Genomic DNA, 16,887 nt, shown 5'->3' on the forward strand with positions numbered 1-16,887 from the left:
CATTGCCGGCACAGACAGAGAACAACCAGACAGAGACAAAAGATCAGGGACTTCCTCATGTAAGGATCTCCGTGCGGGCACTGGTGGAATTCATCCTGCGAAGCGGAGACATTGATAACCGGATGGGCACGGCGGATAAGGATGCCATGCTGCTGGGAGCAAAGCTTCACCGGAAGATCCAGCGGGGAATGGGAGCCGGATATCATCCGGAGGTTTCCCTGCGCTTTTCCGTCCCCTGCAAGGGGTTCATACTGGAGATCGAAGGCCGTGCGGACGGTGTGTGGGAGAGGAAAGAGGGCGTGGTGATCGATGAGATCAAGGGCGTCTTCAAGGATCTTGCCCTTCTGGAGGAGCCGGTGGAGGTCCATCTTGCCCAGGCCCGCTGTTACGCCTATATTTACAGCTGTCAGCATGATCTGGAGGAGATCGGCGTGCAGATGACCTACTGCCATCTGGAGACAGAGGACATCAAACGGTTCCAGAGCGTTTACGCCCGGGAGGAGCTGGAAGGGTGGTTCTATGACCTGGTAGGGAAATATGAGAAGTGGGCCAGATACCGGATCCAGTGGGAAGAGAAGCGCAACCAGTCCATCCGACAGGTGGAATTTCCCTTCCCCTACCGGGAGGGACAGCGCAAACTGGTGGCCTCAGTGTACCGGACCATCCAGCAGGGGAAGGAACTTTTTATCCAGGCGCCTACGGGAGTGGGGAAGACCATGGCCTGTGTCTTTCCGGCTGTACGGGCTATGGGAGAAGGATTGGGGGAGAAGATCTTCTACCTGACCGCCAAGACCATCACACGGACAGTGGCCTGGCAGGCCTTTGACATCCTGAAGGAGCAGGCGCTGCGGATGAAGGTGCTGGTGCTCACCGCCAAGGAGAAGATCTGTTTCTGCGAGAAGCAGGACTGCAATCCGGAAGCCTGTCCCTATGCAAAGGGACATTTTGACCGGGTCAACGACGCAGTCTATGAGCTTTTGACCACCTCTGATGAGATGAGCCGGGAGATCCTGGAGGAGCAGGCCCGCAAATGGCAGGTCTGCCCCTATGAGATGAGCCTGGATCTGGCAGAGTGGGTGGATGCGGTGATCTGCGACTACAACTATGTGTTCGACCCCAACGCGCATCTGCGCCGGTTCTTCGGAGAAGGAATGAAGGGGGATTATCTCTTCCTGATCGATGAAGCCCACAACCTGGTGGAGCGGGGCAGGGAGATGTACAGTGCCAGTCTCTGCAAAGAGGAAGTGTTGAAGATCCGGCGGCTTATTAAAGAAGAAGACGGAAAACTGTCCCGGCGTCTGGAGGACTGCAACCGGCAGATGCTGGCCCTGAAGCGGGAGTGTGAAGGCTGCCGGATTCTGGACAGCGTTTCCGCCCTCTATCTCAGGCTTCTTAACCTGATGGGGGAGCTGGAGCGGTATCTGGAAGAACACAAAGGACAGGATGAAAAGCGGGAGGCGGTTCTGGAGTTCTATTTTGCTGTGTGCCGGTTTGTCAGTACCTGTGAGCGGGTGGATGAGAATTACCTTCTCTACTCGGAGATCCGGGAGGATGGAAAGTTCCAGGTGTGCCTGTTCTGTGTAAATCCTTCCCGCAACCTGCAGAATTTCCTGGAGAAGGGGAGAAGCGCCGTGTTTTTCTCTGCCACGCTGCTTCCCATCCGTTACTATAAACAGCTTCTGAGCACAGAGGAGGAGGCCTATGCCATCTATGCCAGATCGCCTTTTGATCCGGCCAACCGGCTCCTTCTGCTGGGAAAGGATGTAAGCACCCGGTATACCAGGAGAGGGGAGGGAATGTACCAAAGATATGCCCGGTATCTTCTGGCTGCCGCCTCGGGAAAGCAGGGAAATTATATCGCATTCTTCCCTTCCTACCGGTTCATGGAGGCAGTCTATGAGGAGTTTCAGAAGCTGTTGGAAGAAGAGAAGGAGAACCCGGGGATCGAATGTGTGATGCAGTCTCAGTATATGACAGAAGAAGCAAGGGAGATCTTCCTGGAAAATTTCGAAGAAGCCAGGGACCAGAGCCTGATGGGGTTCTGTGTGATGGGCGGGATCTTCGCCGAGGGCATCGATCTTGCCCGGGATCGGCTGATCGGCGCGGTGATCGTGGGCACCGGACTTCCCCAGGTGTGCCGGGAACGGGAACTTCTGAAAGAGTACTTTGAGGGGAAGGGGAAGAAGGGATTCGATTACGCCTACCTGTATCCGGGGATGAACAAGGTACTTCAGTCCGCAGGGCGGGTGATCCGCACCGACGAAGACCGGGGTGTGATCCTGCTTCTGGACGACCGGTTCGGGGATGCACGTTACCGGGAGACCTTCCCCAGAGAGTGGGAGAAGATCGAGGTCTGCACCCTGACAGGGGTGGAGGAAAGGCTACGGGAATTCTGGGCGGAAGAATAAGAAGTGCAGGTGACAAAAAGGGTGCCTCTCGAGATGAGAAGCACCCTTATCAGTTTCTTACAGGCGATCCGGATCCTAGGGCAGGTTCAGCTTCCGGTTCATCACCCAGGTGGTGACCACATAGAGGATGACGCTGAGGATCAGGGACCAAACCAGGGAGAAGAGGATCAGTTTCCACAGGAATTCGCCCAGGTTCAGAACAGTTCCGTCCGCTACTGCCAGGTAATTGCCGGATATTCCCAGCATGGCCATCGCTATATAGGAGATAACGGAAGTGATGGTGGTGATGGCAAAGTAGCAGGCCACCGCTCCGATCACCCGGTGCTCGGAGAAGAGCTGCCCCAGGGCGATGGAACCATAGAGGGTAACCACACTGGAGATCCCGCTTAACACACACACGAGCAGAAATAAGCCGAGGAAAGCAGGCAGGGATGGAAGGGAGCCTGCCCCAAAGCCAAAGAACCTGGCTACCGTTTCCTGGTTCTCCCGGAACATCTCAAGGACCACCGGCGGGAAAGCCACCAGGAAAAGGGAGAGCATGATCAGGATCATATCAATGCAAAGCCACAGGCTTCCGGATATGGTCTTGGCCAGCAGGTGGGTGCTGCGCTTCACCGGCAGGGTGTTGGTCAGGTATCCTTCATCTGAGAAAAGATGCCGGTAGAACCGGATGGCGACCACCATGCAGGTGGCGAAGCTGGCGCCTATGATGACCAGGGTATAAACCATGACAAGGAGGGTATAGAATACCTCGGATCCGCCGGAAGCCATAAACAGGTCTTCCTCCACCCGTCCGGTGATGAGAAAGCGCATAAAAAGCGCGGACAGGATCAGAAACACATGGATGATGACAAGGATCCGGCTGGTTGATTTTAAGTCGTATTTGATCAGTTTTCCTAACATCTGAACACCTCCCGAAACAGTGTATCTACGGATTTGCCCTGCTGGGTGCGGATCTCATCCACCCCGGCATTCAATACGATCTGGCCCTGGCGCAGGAAGAGCACCCGATCCAGGATATTCTCGATCTCATAGATGAGATGGGTGGACAAAAGGACGGTGGCATCCTCCCTGTAATTGGAAAGGATGGTCCGCAGGATATAATCCCGTGCGGCAGGATCCACTCCGCCGATGGGTTCATCCAGGACATAAAGGCGTGCGTCCCGGCTCATGACCAGCACAAGTTGCACTTTCTCCCGGCTTCCCTTGGACAGGGTCCTGAGGCGGGCGGCAGGGTCGATCTCCAGATCCCGGAGCATGGCGTCGGCCTTCTCCGTGGAGAAATCCTGATAAAAATCGGCGAAATACCGAAGGATCTCTTTGATCCGCATAGATTCGTCCAGGCAGCTTCGCTCCGGCAGATAGGAGACGATCTTCTTGGTCTCCACGCCGGGAGCCCTGCCGTCGATCAGGATCCGGCCCTCTGTGGGCACCAGAAGATCATTGATCAGCTTGATAAGGGTAGTCTTGCCGCTGCCGTTGGGCCCCAGAAGTCCCACGATCTGACCGGGCTCCAGGGCGAGGTTCAGATTCTGCAGGGCATAGCTCATGCGGTTATATTGTTTTGACAGACCGTGACATTCCAAAATCGGCTTCATGATCAGGGTTCCTCCTTTACAGTTTCTTGGATCAGCGCAAGGGTTTCTTCTGTCTGGAAACCAAGCTGTCTCATTTTCTCAAAAAAATCGCGGATGTGTTCTTCTGCCAGTTGGCTCTTCAGTTGCTTTAACATAGTTTCATCCTCCGTGATAAATCTTCCGCTGGTCCGCTGGGAATAGACAAGGCCGCTCCGTTCCAGCTCAGAGAGGGCCTTCTGCATGGTGTTGGGATTGACGGCTGCTTCCAGCGCCAGCTCCCGCACAGACGGCAGGCGGTCGCCGGGACTGTAGACGCCGGAGACGATATCCTGCTGGATGCGCTCCATCAGCTGCAGATAGATGGGGCGGTCATTGGACAGATCCCATGGCATACCATTCACCTCACTTCCAGTATTATTGTATTACCTGTATAATACAATAATACGAATAAAGAGAAATGTCAAGAGAAATTGAAAGAAATCTGGATCTCTGCTATACTGGACGGGAGATAAGACGGAGATAACAAGAAGAGGCGGGACAAGGATGCTGAAAGACAAGAAATATTTCCTGTTTGATATTGACGGGACACTGGCAGTGGACAATACATTGTTTGCCGGAAGCCTGGAGCTGATCCGCAAGATCGATTCCCTGGGCGGCCGGTGCTTTTACATTACCAACAATTCCATCAAAAGCCGGAAGGATTACGTGAAGAAATTTGCCGGCTGGGGGATAAAGACAGAGGAATCCCAGTTCATGACGGCGTCTTACGCAACCTGCCGGTATCTGGAGCGGCATTATCAGGGAAAGAAGCTGTTTGTCATGGGAACCCCTTCTTTTACAGAGGAAGTGAAGAGCTTTGGCCTTGCGGTGACAGACCGGGCAGAGCAGGATGTGGCCTGCGTGGTGGTGGGTTTTGACGCCACACTTTGCTATGACAAGGTGGACAAAGCCTGTGAGCTTTTGTTCCGCCCGGAGGTGGATTACATCGGGACCAACCCGGATCTTCGCTGTCCCACTTCCTATGGCTTCATGCCGGACTGCGGCGGGATCTGCCAGATGCTCAATGTGACCACGGACCGGGAGCCGCTGTATATAGGTAAGCCAAACCCTGCCATCGTATCCATGTGCATGGAGCAGGTGGAAGCATCGCCCGAGGAAGTGCTGGTAGTGGGGGACCGGCTTTATACGGACATTGCCTGCGGATTAAACGCAGGGGTGGAGACGGCCCTTGTCTATACCGGGGAGGCCCGACCGGAAGATCTGAAGGAGACGGCATATCCGCCGGACTATGTGTTTGAGAATGTGGAAGAGCTGCTGGAGGCATTCCAGGCAGCCAGAGGAGAGGAATAGATGGGATTTTGGAAAATGGCGGCGGGAGGCGCCGTGATACTGGGACTTTTGGAAAATTTCCGGGAGCTTCACGGATTCCGGACCACCGAGTATGACATCCGGTCTGAGAAAATGAAAGGGGAGGCCCGGGTGCTTTTCCTCAGCGATCTTCACAACCACCGTTACGGCTTCAGAAACCGGCGGCTGGTGGAGGCGGTCCGCCAGGCGAAGCCGGACCTGATCCTGATCGGCGGGGATATGCTGGTGGGGAAGGAGGAGCAGTCCTTCGCTCCGGCGGTGGAGTTCCTGCGGCAGATCACCGGGGAAGCGCCGGTCTATTATGCAAACGGCAACCATGAGCAGCGGATGAAGGAGCAGCAGGACCGGTTCGGGACCGATTATCTGATCTACAAAAGGACGCTTAAGGAGATGGGGGTAACTTTCCTGGAAAATGAGACGGTTAAGATTCCCCTGGGAGAGACGGTCGTGCGCCTTACCGGGCTTGAGATCCCTCTGGAAGACTACACCCGGTTCCATCAGAAGGAGCTCAGGCCGGAAGAGATCCGGGAGCGGATCGGGGACTGTGACAGGGAGGTCTTTACCATCCTTCTGGCCCATAATCCTTCCTATATGAAAGAATACCTTGCCTGGGGGGCGGATCTGATCCTGTCCGGCCATTTCCACGGCGGGCTGGTGCGGCTTCCCGGAGTGGGGGCAGTGTTCTCGCCCAGCTTCCAGGTGTTCCCGGCTTATTCCGGAGGCCATTACCGGGAGGGGGATCAGGAGATGGTGGTAAGTAAAGGGCTGGGGACCCACACCTTCCATGTCCGGCTGTTTAACCCGGCAGAGGCAGTCCTTCTGCGGATTCACGGGTAATACTTGTGCAAATGAGGAAAATCCTGTATAATATTACAGTTGCCTTTGAAAATGTATGAGGAAAGTAAATGGGAATTCCGGTAAAACTGCAGGTGTTCGAAGGTCCCCTGGATCTTCTTCTTCACCTGATCGATAAGAATAAGATCGATATCTACGACATTCCGATCGTGGAGATCACAAATCAATATATGGATTACATCCGGGCCATGGAGCGGGAAGACTTAAATGTGATGAGCGAGTTCCTGGTGATGGCCGCTACCCTTCTGGACATCAAGTGCCGGATGCTCCTTCCCAAGGAAGTGAAAGAAGACGGGGAGGAGGAAGATCCCCGGCAGGAACTGGTGGAACAGCTTCTGGAGTACAAGATGTACAAGTATATGTCCTATGAGCTCCGGGACCGGGAGGCAGAGGGCCAGCGGGCGCTCTACCGGGCGCCGGACCTTCCGGAGGAAGTGAAGGAGTATGTGGAGCCCATCGACATGGACGCGCTGCTGGGGGATCTGACTTTGGCGAAGCTGAACAGCATTTTCCAGGATGTGATCCGCAGGCAGGCGGACAAGATCGACCCGGTCCGCAGTACATTCGGCAAGATCGAGAAGGAGACGGTGACCCTGTCCCAGCGGATGGAGGATATCCGTACCTTTGCCAGAAAGAGCCGCAGGTTCAGCTTCCGGGAGCTTTTGACCAGCCAGAAGTCCAGGACCCAGATCGTGGTCACATTTCTGGCGGTGCTGCAGATGATGAAGGAAGGGTCTATCCGCACCGAGCAGGAGCAGCCCTTTGACGATATTTTGATCACTTGGACGGAAGATTAGAGAAAGGTTGTATGGAGAGCGTGGAGATTAAGAAACTGGAAGGCGCCATCGAAGCCATCCTGTTTACAATGGGAGATTCAGTAGAACTTGGGAAGATCGCGGCGGCAGTGGAGCATGATGAAGACACGGTGCGCAAGATCATCCACCAGATGATGGACAAGTATGAGGAAGAGGACCGGGGAGTCCGGATCGTGGAGCTGGAGAATTCCTTCCAGATGTGCACCAAACCGGAGATGTACGAGTATCTGATCCGGGTGGCCAGACAGCCCCGGAAGTACGTGCTCACCGACGTGCTTCTGGAGACCCTGTCCATCATTGCCTACAAGCAGCCGGTGACCAAGCTGGAGATCGAGAAGATACGGGGAGTCAAATCGGATCACGCGGTGAACAAGCTGGTGGAGTACAATCTGGTCTGCGAGGCGGGAAGACTGGACGCCCCGGGACGTCCCCTTCTATTCGGGACCACGGAGGAATTCCTGCGCAGGTTCAGCATTCATTCCATCGAGGATCTTCCGGGCCTGAATCCGGAGCAGATGGAGCACTTCAAGACAGAGGCGGAGGAGGAAGTCCAGCTGAAGCTGGATATCTGACAGGCATAGACGGCATTCCTGCATCATAGACTGAGAACAACCAGAGAAAATGCGGGATGAAATATGAAGGATTGTGGAAGAAAGAGAAGGATAAACTGGCGGCCCCTTATGTGTTTGCTGGCAGCGTTCCTGCTGGCAGCTCCGCTGCCTGGGGCGCTCCCGGTAAGAGCAGAAGAAGGGACCGGCCAACCTTCCAGTCTGTACGCCCGGTCGGCGGTCCTTATGGATGCTGACAGCGGGCGTATTTTATTTGGGAAAAAGGAGCGGGAAGTGCGGCCCATGGCCAGCACCACCAAGATCATGACCTGCATCCTGGCCTTGGAGGAGATGGAGGAAGGGCAGACGGCCAAGGTAAGCGACTACGCCGCCAGCCAGCCCAAAGTCCGGCTGGGAGTGCGGGGAAAAGAGGAGTACCGCATCCAGGATCTTCTCTACGCCCTGATGCTGGAGTCCTACAATGACAGCGCCGTGGTGATCGCCGAGGGGATCAGCGGAAGCGTGGAAGCATTCGCGGACCGGATGAACCAGAAGGCCCGGGAACTGGGATGTGGGGACACCCATTTCGTGACGCCCAACGGGCTGGACGGGGAGGACGAAGGAGGGATCCACGCTACCACGGCGGCGGACCTTGCAAGGATCATGCGTTATTGCATCATGGAGTCGCCAAAGCGGGAGGAATTCCTTGCCATCACCCGGACAGAAGCGTATGAGTTCCAGGACTGCGCCGGGAAACGGAGCTTTACCTGTCATAACCAGAATGCCTTCCTTACCATGATGGAGGGAGCCTTAAGCGGCAAGACCGGATTTACCGGGGATGCGGGCTACTGTTATGTGGGCGCGCTGCGCCGGGGGGAGCGGACCTTCATTGTGGCTCTTCTTGCCTGCGGGTGGCCCAACAACAAGAGTTATAAATGGAAGGATACCCGGGCGCTGATGGAGTACGGGCTTGCCAACTATGAGTACCGGGAGATCCCGGTGAAGATGGAGGCAGAAGAGATCCCGGTGACAGACGGCGCGGACCCGGAATTCCCATACCGGCACAAAACGGCGGTGGAAACAGGCCTTCCCGGGGAGGAGATCTTCCGGATGCTGCTTAGGAAGGATGAACAGGTGGAATTTCGCACTCAACTGGAAGAAGAACTGAAGGCTCCGGTGAGGAAGGGGCAGCAGGCGGGGAAGGTGCTGTGCATGCTGGACGGCACCAAGATCCGGGAGTATGAGGTGGTAACCCTGGAGGCGGCAGAAAAGCGGGATCCCGGGTGGTGTCTGAAAGTGGCGGCAAAGGCATGGCTGCTTTGTAAAGAGGAGTCTTGACAGGGGGAGAAAAGCTGTTTCATAATAGACCACAGATGTAGAGATAAAGGAGACGAAAGAAAATGGCAATTGAGAAGGTAAAGGCATATTTTGCCCAGTTTGGCATGGAAGAACGGGTGATGGAGGCGGCCACCTCCAGCGCCACGGTAGAGGAAGCGGCGGCCACCCTTGGCTGCGGCCCGGAGCGTATCGCCAAAACCCTGTCCTTCCGGACGGATAGGGATGTGATCCTGGTGGTAACGGCAGGAGACCAGAAGATCGACAATAAGAAATACCGGGCCCAGTTCGACTGCAAGGCCCACATGCTGAAGTTTGAAGAGGTGGAATCTCTGATCGGCCACGGCGTGGGCGGCGTGTGCCCCTTTGCGGTCAATGAGGGGGTAAAGGTTTATCTGGATGATTCCCTGAAGCGGTTTGAGACGGTGTTCCCGGCGGCGGGAAGTTCCAACAGTATGATCGAGCTTACCATCCCGGAGCTGGAGCGGTACAGCAATTCCTGCGGATGGGTGGATGTGTGCAAGGAGCGCTAGAAGAATGAAAGAAACGGGAAAGCAGCCATCTCTGAAGGAGAAGGCAGTCCACGGCACTCAGGCTTACCCTTACGCCTGTTACCAGTTTGACGGGCAGGAGGATTTCCCGGTCCCGCTGCACTGGCACCCGGAGGCGGAGATCATTTTCGTGGAGAAAGGGGAATATCAGGTGTGGATCCAGAGAGAGCGGTATGCCGGGGAGGGACCGGCGCTGTTCTTTGTAGGGCCAGAGGAGATCCACTCTCTGGAATTTAAGAGGGGGACGGTGGAGACGGCGCTGGTGTACGCGCCCCAGATGCTGGAGTTTGCTTCCTACGACAGTCTTCAGCATGTGATCCTGGGTCCCTGGATGGAGGGGAAGCTTAAGTTCCCCTGTGCCCTGAAGCCGGGGGATGAACTGTGGCCCCAGGCGGTCTGTCTGTATCAGGAGATCTGGCAGGCGTCTAAGATCCGGGAAGCAGGTCCTTATCTCAGGCTGAAGGCCGGGCTTTACCGTCTGTTTGCCTGCTTCTTCGAGGGGGATCAGATGATCCGGACAGGCGCCGACGATGAGGAGGCGGGGAATATGGACAGCCTTAAGAAGGTGCTGGAATTTGTCCGGCAGAATTACGGCCGGCGGATCCGGGTGGAAGAGGCGGCAGCGGTGGCGGGCATGAACCCCCAGTATTTCTGCCGGTATTTTAAGAAGCATACCGGGCGGACGGTGACGGAGTACATCAACGATGTGCGGATCAGCCAGGCCTCCCGGCTTCTGGCCCAGACTGACGACAAGATCCTGCATATCGCGGTCCGGTGCGGTTATGAGAACGCAGGCTACTTCATCAGCCGGTTCCGCAGAAGCAGGGGTGTCTCTCCGTCGGAGTACAGGGAACAGATGAAGAAGTCAAGATAGTGAAACTATTTCACTAAATAGAAGAAGAAATTCTAAGATAAGGTATGTATACTGTAATCAATTTTGGAAAACAAATGGATTACAGGAGGAGTTCTCATGGAAAGAAAATGGTGGCAGGATAAGATCGTATATCAGATTTACCCCAAAAGTTTCCAGGATACCAACGGAGACGGGATCGGAGATCTGCGGGGGATCCTTGACAGGCTGGACTATCTGAAAGAGCTGGGGGTGGACCTGATCTGGCTCTCTCCCGTCTATCAGTCGCCTTTTGTAGATCAGGGATATGACATCTCAGATTATTACCGGATCGCGGAAGAGTTCGGGACCATGGAAGACTTTGATCTTCTGGTGGCGGAAGCGAAGAAGCGGGGCATGGGCATTGTGATGGATCTGGTGGTGAACCACTGCTCGGACCGGCATGAATGGTTCCAGAAGGCCCTGGCGGACCCGGAGGGAGAGTACGGGGATTATTTCTATTTCCGGAAGGGAAGAGACGGCAGGGCGCCCAGCAATTACCGGTCTTATTTCGGCGGCAGCGCCTGGGAGCCGGTGCCGGGTACAGACTACTATTATTTCCACGCATTTGCCAAGGAGCAGCCGGATCTTAACTGGGAGAATCCGGTGGTGCGGGAGAAGATTTATGAGATGGTGAACTGGTGGCTTGATAAAGGGATCGCGGGATTTCGTATCGATGCCATCATCAACATCAAGAAGGATTTAAATTTCCCCAGTTTCCCGCCGGACGGGCCGGACGGGCTGTGCCAGGTGACGAAGATGGTGGAACAGGCCAGGGGCATCGGTGCCTTCCTGGGCGAACTGCGGGACCGTACCTTTGCGCCACATCATGCCTTTACCGTGGGGGAAGTCTTCAACGTGGGGGAAGACAAGCTGGAAGAATTTGTGGGGGAAAACGGGTATTTCTGCACCATGTTTGATTTCGCGCCCCACATACTGACTCAGGGGGAGCATGGCTGGTATGACGCGCCGGCGCTGGAGTTTGATAAATGGCGGGACACCATTTACCAGTCCCAGACGGCCCATCAGGGGAAGGTGTTCCTCTCCAACATTATTGAGAATCACGATGAGCCCAGAGGCGCCAGCCGGTATCTGCCGGAGCACGCCAGAAATGAAGCGGGGGTTAAGATGCTGGGAACCGTGAGCGTGCTGCTGGCCGGGATCCCCTTTATCTATCAGGGGCAGGAGATCGGCATGACCAACTGCCGGATGGAGCGCCTGGAAGAATATGACGATCTGGATACCAGGAATCAGTATCACCTGGCACTGGAGAAGGGATGTACGCCGGCGGAGGCCATGGAGGCCTGCTACCGGAACAGCCGGGACAACGCCCGGACGCCTATGCAGTGGGACGGCAGCAGGAACGCAGGCTTTACCGACGGGACTCCCTGGCTGAAGGTAAATGAGAATTACCGGGCCATCAACGTGGCAGCCCAGGAGCAGGATCCGGATTCAGTCCTTGCCTACTACCGGAAGCTGATCGCCCTCAGAAAAAGCGAGGCGTGGAAGGAGACCTTTGTCTACGGAGACTTTGCGCCTGCCTATGAGGAAGAGGAGGATCTCTTTGCCTTCAAAAGGAGCGGCGGCGGGAAGAGGGCGCTGATCCTGGCGAATTTTGGAAAAGAGACGGTGGAGCTTAACCTGGAAGAGAAGGTGGAACAGGTGCTTCTTGCCAATCTGGGGACTCCTCACCGGGAAGGGACCCGTCTTTTGCTCCGTCCCTGCGAGACGGTGGTGCTCCAGGTATCTTAAGGAAAGGATGAAGAGAAGATGACAGATAAAGAACTGATGCTGGCGGGAAAACTCTATAATCCTGCCGGGGATCCCCAGCTGAAGGAAGATTTTATGAGGGCCCGCAGGCTGACCCGGCTTTTTAATTCCCTGTCGGAAGAGGAAATGGACCGGCGGATGGAGATCATCAAAGAACTTTTTGGCTCCACCGGGGAGTGGGTGCACGTGGAGCAGACCTTCCACTGTGACTATGGCTGCCACATCCATGTGGGGGAGGACTTTTACGCCAATTATGACTGCACCATCATCGACGTGTGCGAAGTGCGCATAGGGGACAATGTGTTCCTGGCGCCCAAAGTAGGGATCTACACGGCGGGCCATCCTATCGACGCCGGCGTGCGCAATTCCGGCCTGGAGTTTGGCGCGCCTGTCACCATCGGGGACAATGTGTGGATCGGCGGGAACGCGGTGATCAATCCGGGGGTCACCATTGGGAGCAACGTGGTGATCGGCTCCGGGTCCGTGGTGACGAAGGACATTCCGGACAATGTGATCGCTGTGGGCAACCCCTGCCGGGTGCTGCGGGAGATCACCCGGGAGGACCGGGATTACTGGGAAGAGAAGAAACGAGAATATGAAGAGGTTATGGGGCTTGGCTAGGAAGCCATTGACCGCCGGGAGAAGCTGTGTTATAGTTAATCTGTCTTTAAGGCAGATCTACAGTTTCTTTCCGGCGGTTTCTGCTGGAAAATTTCCAAAATTCTGGTTGACATTTTGACAGGGGTATACTACTATAGTAACAGACACGAACATTCGTTCGATATTTTGGAGGAGAATTTATCATGGCAGGAAATGAAGATAAGAAGAAGGCATTGGATGCAGCGATCGCGAAGCTGGAGAAGGATTTTGGCAAGGGCACGGTGATGAAGCTGGGAGACCCGGCGGCCAGAGTGGCGGTGGAGACGGTTCCCACCGGTTCCCTGAGCCTGGATATCGCCCTGGGACTTGGAGGCGTTCCCAAGGGAAGGATCGTGGAGATCTACGGGCCGGAGTCCAGCGGTAAGACCACGGTGGCCCTTCATATGATCGCGGAAGTGCAGAAGAGAGGCGGCATCGCGGGCTTTATCGATGCGGAGCACGCTCTGGACCCGGTTTATGCCGGGAATATCGGTGTGGATATTGACGAATTATACATTTCCCAGCCGGACAGCGGAGACCAGGCCCTGGAGATCGCGGAGACAATGGTACGCTCCGGCGCCATCGACATCATTGTCATCGACTCGGTGGCGGCCCTGGTGCCCCGCCAGGAGATCGAGGGAGATATGGGAGATTCCCATGTGGGATTGCAGGCGCGGCTGATGTCCCAGGCCCTGCGGAAGCTGACTCCGGTGATCAGCAAGTCCAACTGCGTGGTGATCTTTATCAACCAGCTCCGTGAGAAGGTGGGCGTGATGTTCGGAAACCCGGAGACCACCACAGGCGGACGGGCGCTGAAGTTCTATTCATCCATCCGGATGGATGTGCGCCGGACCGAGACTCTGAAGCAGGGCGGCGAGATGGTGGGGAACCGGACCCGTGTAAAGATCGTGAAGAATAAGATCGCGCCTCCGTTCAAAGAGGCGGAATTCGATATCATGTTTGGCAAGGGGATCTCCAGGGAGGGAGATATCCTGGATCTGGCGGTGAATCTGGGGCTGATCGGCAAGAGCGGCGCCTGGTTCTCCTACAACGGGGAGAAGATCGGCCAGGGCCGGGAGAATGCCAAGCTCTATCTGGCAGAGCATCCGGAGCTTCTGGAGGAGATGGAGCAGAAGATCCGGGCACACTATCACTTCAACGGGGCAGGCGCGGAAGACGCTGTAGCAGAAGGCGCGGCGGCAAAGGACGCCGCCAGGGAGAAGTAAATGGTCATAACAGAAGTAGAGCCCCTTTCCAGGACCCGGTATAAGGTCTATATAGACGGGAAATTCGCCTTTGTGTTATACAAAGGGGATCTGGCAAGATATCATCTGGCCAGAGGGTGTGAGATCCCGGAGGAGACCTGCCGGCAGATCCGCAGGGAAGTGGTGCTAAAGCGGGCCAAGATGCGGGCACTCCACCTTTTGAACGACATGGGGCGGACAGAGGCCCAGCTTCGGGCCAAGCTCAGGCAGAACCACTATACGGAAGAGATCGTAGAGGAGACCCTGGCCTATGTGAAGTCCTTTGGCTATGTTAACGACGGGGCTTATGCCCGGAATTTCATTGAGACAAGGAAGGGCCAGAAGAGCCGACGGGAGATCTATGCCAGGCTTTGCGAGAAAGGGATCAGCAGGGAAGAGATCGAGGCTGCCATGGAGGAGTGCTACTCCGGGGAAGATTCCCGGGAGGCGATCCGGGAGCTTCTGAGGAAAAAGGGCTGGAATCCGGAGGGGATGGACGAGAAGGAACGCCGGAAAATGCTGGGGTTTCTTACCAGGAAGGGTTTTTCCTATGAGGATATCCGTCAAGTGATACAAGTTTCTGAGTGGAATGCTTGACATCTTTGTGAAAACAGTATAGAATTTAAGTGTTGTATTTGTACAATGAAAACTAAATAAGGAGGTGCTCCTGTGCCGATTGGAATCATAATTGCTGCGGCAGTGGTACTGATCCTGGCAACGGCAGCCATCAGTCATTTCGCCACGGTCTCCAGCCTGAAGAAGAACGCGGAATCCAAGATCGGAAACGCGGAAAGCAAGGCAAGAGAGATCATCGATGATGCGGTGAAGACGGCTGAGGCAAAGAAGAAGGAGTCTCTCTTGGAAATTAAGGAAGAGTCTATCAAGAATAAAAATGAACTTGAAAAAGAGACAAAGGAACGCAGAGCGGAGTTACAGCGCTATGAGAAACGCGTTCTTTCCAAGGAAGAGGCCTTAGACAAGAAGTCCGATGCCATTGAGCGGCGGGAAGCTGGTTTTGCGGCAAAAGAAGAACAGCTCAGACAGCGTGAAGCGAAAGTGGAAGAGCTGAGCAAGCAGCGTGTACAGGAACTGGAACGAATCTCAGGACTTACCTCCGAACAGGCAAAAGAGTATTTATTAAAAACTGTTGAAGACGATGTGAAACATGACACTGCTAAAATGATCAAGGAGATGGAAGCGCAGGCGAAGGAAGAGGCGGACAAGAAGGCCAAGGAATACGTGGTCAACGCGATCCAGCGATGCGCGGCGGACCATGTGGCTGAGACCACGATCTCTGTAGTCCAGCTTCCAAGCGACGAGATGAAAGGAAGGATCATCGGACGAGAGGGGCGGAACATCCGGACCCTTGAGACCATGACCGGCGTCGAACTGATCATTGACGATACACCGGAAGCGGTAGTGCTTTCCGGTTTCGATCCCATCAGAAGAGAAGTGGCGCGTATCGCCCTTGAGAAGCTGATCGTGGATGGAAGGATCCATCCTGCGCGGATCGAAGAGATGGTGGAGAAAGCGCAGAAAGAAGTCGAGACAATGATCCGGGAAGAAGGAGAGGCGGCAGCTCTCGAAGTCGGCGTTCACGGGATCCATCCGGAGCTTATCAAGCTCCTTGGACGGATGAAATTCCGGACCAGCTATGGTCAGAATGCGCTGAAGCATTCCATTGAGGTTGCGCAGCTGGCCGGACTTCTGGCCGGTGAGATCGGTCTGGACGTCAGAGTGGCGAAGCGGGCCGGACTTCTTCATGACATTGGCAAATCCATCGATCATGATGTAGAAGGATCACATATCCAGATCGGTGTCGATCTTTGCCGCAAGTACAAAGAATCGGCAACCGTTATCAACGCAGTAGAAGCACATCACGGTGATGTGGAACCGCAGACCCTGATCGCCTGCGTGGTCCAGGCGGCGGATACCATTTCCGCGGCGAGACCGGGCGCGAGAAGAGAGACGCTGGAGACATACACCAACAGGTTAAAACAGTTAGAGGATATCACCAATCAGTTTAAAGGTGTTGACAAATCTTTTGCAATTCAGGCGGGTAGAGAGATTCGTGTAATGGTAGTTCCAGAGCATGTATCTGATGCAGACATGGTATTGATGGCCAGAGATATCGCGAAGCAGATCGAGTGTGAACTCGAGTATCCTGGCCAGATCAAGGTCAATGTGATCCGGGAATCCCGGGTGGTTGACTATGCCAAGTAGAAGATAAATGTAGAGCAGGACCGGTGTCATCGCCGGTCCTGTTTTGTTTTACGGACAGGAAAGGAGATAGAAGATGAGTGAGAATGTAAAGCGGGTGGGCAGAGACCTGATCTACCGGGGAGCCATTATTGAGGTCTATCAGGATCATATGGAGTTCGCCAACGGGAACAAGGCGGACTGGGATTATATCCACCATGACGGCGCGGCGGCTGTAGTTCCGGTGCTGGAGGACGGCCGGATCCTGATGGTGCGTCAGTACCGGACTGCCCTTGGGAGAGAGGCGCTGGAGATCCCGGCGGGAAAACTGGACGGGGCGGATGAAGAGGGCATTGTATGCGCCGCAAGAGAGCTGGAGGAGGAGACGGGATACCGCTGTGAGAACCTGGAGTGGCTTCTTACCCTGCGGCCTACCATCGCCTACTGTGATGAGAAGATCCAGATCTTCCTTGCAAGGGACCTGATCCCTTCCAGACAGCACCTGGATGAGGATGAGTATGTGGATGTGCAGCCCTGTGACCTGGAGGAGCTGAAGGAGAAGATCTTCGCCGGTCAGATCGAGGACGCCAAGACCATTGCGGCCCTTCTGGCCTATGAGGCGAAGTATCTGAGAAGGTAGGGGCATATTCGGGAGCCCCGGACATATATATGGAGTATCTTGATGATAA

The 16,887-nt window shown here is 55.2% G+C and carries 17 protein-coding genes; 14 read left to right on the forward strand and 3 right to left on the reverse strand.

Features of this window, described 5'->3' with window-relative positions; translation table 11 throughout:
- The first annotated feature begins 2 nt into the window (after positions 1 to 2).
- Positions 3 to 2,408, forward strand: coding sequence for an ATP-dependent DNA helicase (locus ACML7B_RS06470; protein ID WP_418540009.1), 2,406 nt, complete (start codon positions 3 to 5; stop codon positions 2,406 to 2,408).
- A 75-nt stretch (positions 2,409 to 2,483) separates the two neighbouring features.
- Here ACML7B_RS06470 and ACML7B_RS06475 read toward each other — a convergent pair whose 3' ends face one another.
- The 3 genes from ACML7B_RS06475 to ACML7B_RS06485 are packed head-to-tail and all read right to left on the reverse strand — an operon-like array spanning position 2,484 to position 4,377.
- The gene (locus ACML7B_RS06475) at positions 2,484 to 3,311 is read right to left on the reverse strand and encodes a hypothetical protein (RefSeq protein WP_418540011.1); all 828 of its coding nucleotides are present in this window, start codon (positions 3,309 to 3,311) and stop codon (positions 2,484 to 2,486) included.
- Positions 3,305 to 4,006, reverse strand: coding sequence for an ABC transporter ATP-binding protein (locus tag ACML7B_RS06480; RefSeq protein ID WP_418540013.1), 702 nt, complete (start codon positions 4,004 to 4,006; stop codon positions 3,305 to 3,307). The genes ACML7B_RS06475 and ACML7B_RS06480 overlap by 7 nt, the downstream gene beginning before the upstream one ends.
- A gap of 2 nt (positions 4,007 to 4,008) precedes the next feature.
- Positions 4,009 to 4,377 (reverse strand): GntR family transcriptional regulator, encoded by a 369-nt coding sequence (locus ACML7B_RS06485; RefSeq protein WP_106790401.1) that lies wholly within the window; start codon positions 4,375 to 4,377, stop codon positions 4,009 to 4,011.
- A 151-nt stretch (positions 4,378 to 4,528) separates the two neighbouring features.
- Here ACML7B_RS06485 and ACML7B_RS06490 point away from each other — a divergent pair, with 151 nt between their 5' ends.
- The 13 genes from ACML7B_RS06490 to ACML7B_RS06550 all read left to right on the forward strand — a co-directional run bounded on the left by ACML7B_RS06490 (position 4,529) and on the right by ACML7B_RS06550 (position 16,838).
- Positions 4,529 to 5,335: an HAD-IIA family hydrolase gene (locus ACML7B_RS06490; RefSeq protein ID WP_418540015.1), complete on the forward strand. Its 807-nt coding sequence runs from the start codon at positions 4,529 to 4,531 to the stop codon at positions 5,333 to 5,335.
- On the forward strand, positions 5,336 to 6,190 hold the full coding sequence (locus tag ACML7B_RS06495; RefSeq protein ID WP_418540018.1) for a metallophosphoesterase: 855 nt from the start codon (positions 5,336 to 5,338) through the stop codon (positions 6,188 to 6,190).
- Positions 6,191 to 6,258: 68 nt separating this feature from the next.
- Complete coding sequence (locus tag ACML7B_RS06500) at positions 6,259 to 7,005, forward strand: segregation and condensation protein A (RefSeq protein ID WP_106790404.1); 747 nt, start codon at positions 6,259 to 6,261, stop codon at positions 7,003 to 7,005.
- An 11-nt stretch (positions 7,006 to 7,016) separates the two neighbouring features.
- Positions 7,017 to 7,595 (forward strand): SMC-Scp complex subunit ScpB, encoded by a 579-nt coding sequence (gene scpB, locus ACML7B_RS06505; protein WP_197710834.1) that lies wholly within the window; start codon positions 7,017 to 7,019, stop codon positions 7,593 to 7,595.
- 108 nt (positions 7,596 to 7,703) lie between these two features.
- Complete coding sequence (locus tag ACML7B_RS06510) at positions 7,704 to 8,909, forward strand: D-alanyl-D-alanine carboxypeptidase family protein (protein WP_418540021.1); 1,206 nt, start codon at positions 7,704 to 7,706, stop codon at positions 8,907 to 8,909.
- Between the two features lie 62 nt (positions 8,910 to 8,971).
- Positions 8,972 to 9,439: a YbaK/EbsC family protein gene (locus ACML7B_RS06515; protein ID WP_346708241.1), complete on the forward strand. Its 468-nt coding sequence runs from the start codon at positions 8,972 to 8,974 to the stop codon at positions 9,437 to 9,439.
- Positions 9,440 to 9,443: 4 nt separating this feature from the next.
- Positions 9,444 to 10,331 carry an AraC family transcriptional regulator gene (locus ACML7B_RS06520; RefSeq protein ID WP_346708242.1) on the forward strand — a complete coding sequence of 296 codons (888 nt, stop codon included), beginning with the start codon at positions 9,444 to 9,446 and terminating at the stop codon, positions 10,329 to 10,331.
- 96 nt (positions 10,332 to 10,427) lie between these two features.
- Positions 10,428 to 12,098, forward strand: a complete 1,671-nt coding sequence (locus ACML7B_RS06525; RefSeq protein ID WP_418540023.1) for an alpha-glucosidase — start codon at positions 10,428 to 10,430, stop codon at positions 12,096 to 12,098.
- 18 nt (positions 12,099 to 12,116) lie between these two features.
- Positions 12,117 to 12,737 carry a sugar O-acetyltransferase gene (locus tag ACML7B_RS06530; RefSeq protein ID WP_418540025.1) on the forward strand — a complete coding sequence of 207 codons (621 nt, stop codon included), beginning with the start codon at positions 12,117 to 12,119 and terminating at the stop codon, positions 12,735 to 12,737.
- Between the two features lie 182 nt (positions 12,738 to 12,919).
- Positions 12,920 to 13,981: a recombinase RecA gene (gene recA, locus ACML7B_RS06535; RefSeq protein ID WP_418540026.1), complete on the forward strand. Its 1,062-nt coding sequence runs from the start codon at positions 12,920 to 12,922 to the stop codon at positions 13,979 to 13,981.
- The gene (locus ACML7B_RS06540; RefSeq protein WP_106790411.1) at positions 13,982 to 14,596 is read left to right on the forward strand and encodes a regulatory protein RecX; all 615 of its coding nucleotides are present in this window, start codon (positions 13,982 to 13,984) and stop codon (positions 14,594 to 14,596) included. It abuts the gene before it with no gap.
- 72 nt (positions 14,597 to 14,668) lie between these two features.
- Positions 14,669 to 16,222: a ribonuclease Y gene (gene rny, locus ACML7B_RS06545; protein ID WP_106790412.1), complete on the forward strand. Its 1,554-nt coding sequence runs from the start codon at positions 14,669 to 14,671 to the stop codon at positions 16,220 to 16,222.
- A gap of 73 nt (positions 16,223 to 16,295) precedes the next feature.
- Complete coding sequence (locus ACML7B_RS06550) at positions 16,296 to 16,838, forward strand: NUDIX domain-containing protein (RefSeq protein ID WP_418540027.1); 543 nt, start codon at positions 16,296 to 16,298, stop codon at positions 16,836 to 16,838.
- Positions 16,839 to 16,887: the final 49 nt, after the last annotated feature.

The organism is Massilistercora timonensis (assembly GCF_048354975.1).
In the GTDB taxonomy this organism is placed as follows: Bacteria; Bacillota; Clostridia; order Lachnospirales; family Lachnospiraceae; genus Massilistercora; species Massilistercora timonensis.

Coding starts and splice junctions, on each gene's coding strand:
- recA (WP_418540026.1), top strand. CDS start 12,920: ATGGCAGGAAATGAAGATAAGAAGAAGGCATTGGATGCAGCGATCGCG.
- ACML7B_RS06515 (WP_346708241.1), top strand. CDS start 8,972: ATGGCAATTGAGAAGGTAAAGGCATATTTTGCCCAGTTTGGCATGGAA.
- ACML7B_RS06540 (WP_106790411.1), top strand. CDS start 13,982: ATGGTCATAACAGAAGTAGAGCCCCTTTCCAGGACCCGGTATAAGGTC.
- ACML7B_RS06480 (WP_418540013.1), bottom strand. CDS start 4,006: ATGAAGCCGATTTTGGAATGTCACGGTCTGTCAAAACAATATAACCGC.
- ACML7B_RS06495 (WP_418540018.1), top strand. CDS start 5,336: ATGGGATTTTGGAAAATGGCGGCGGGAGGCGCCGTGATACTGGGACTT.
- ACML7B_RS06550 (WP_418540027.1), top strand. CDS start 16,296: ATGAGTGAGAATGTAAAGCGGGTGGGCAGAGACCTGATCTACCGGGGA.
- scpB (WP_197710834.1), top strand. CDS start 7,017: ATGGAGAGCGTGGAGATTAAGAAACTGGAAGGCGCCATCGAAGCCATC.
- ACML7B_RS06485 (WP_106790401.1), bottom strand. CDS start 4,377: ATGCCATGGGATCTGTCCAATGACCGCCCCATCTATCTGCAGCTGATG.
- ACML7B_RS06525 (WP_418540023.1), top strand. CDS start 10,428: ATGGAAAGAAAATGGTGGCAGGATAAGATCGTATATCAGATTTACCCC.
- ACML7B_RS06500 (WP_106790404.1), top strand. CDS start 6,259: ATGGGAATTCCGGTAAAACTGCAGGTGTTCGAAGGTCCCCTGGATCTT.
- ACML7B_RS06530 (WP_418540025.1), top strand. CDS start 12,117: ATGACAGATAAAGAACTGATGCTGGCGGGAAAACTCTATAATCCTGCC.
- ACML7B_RS06490 (WP_418540015.1), top strand. CDS start 4,529: ATGCTGAAAGACAAGAAATATTTCCTGTTTGATATTGACGGGACACTG.
- ACML7B_RS06520 (WP_346708242.1), top strand. CDS start 9,444: ATGAAAGAAACGGGAAAGCAGCCATCTCTGAAGGAGAAGGCAGTCCAC.
- ACML7B_RS06510 (WP_418540021.1), top strand. CDS start 7,704: ATGTGTTTGCTGGCAGCGTTCCTGCTGGCAGCTCCGCTGCCTGGGGCG.
- ACML7B_RS06475 (WP_418540011.1), bottom strand. CDS start 3,311: ATGTTAGGAAAACTGATCAAATACGACTTAAAATCAACCAGCCGGATC.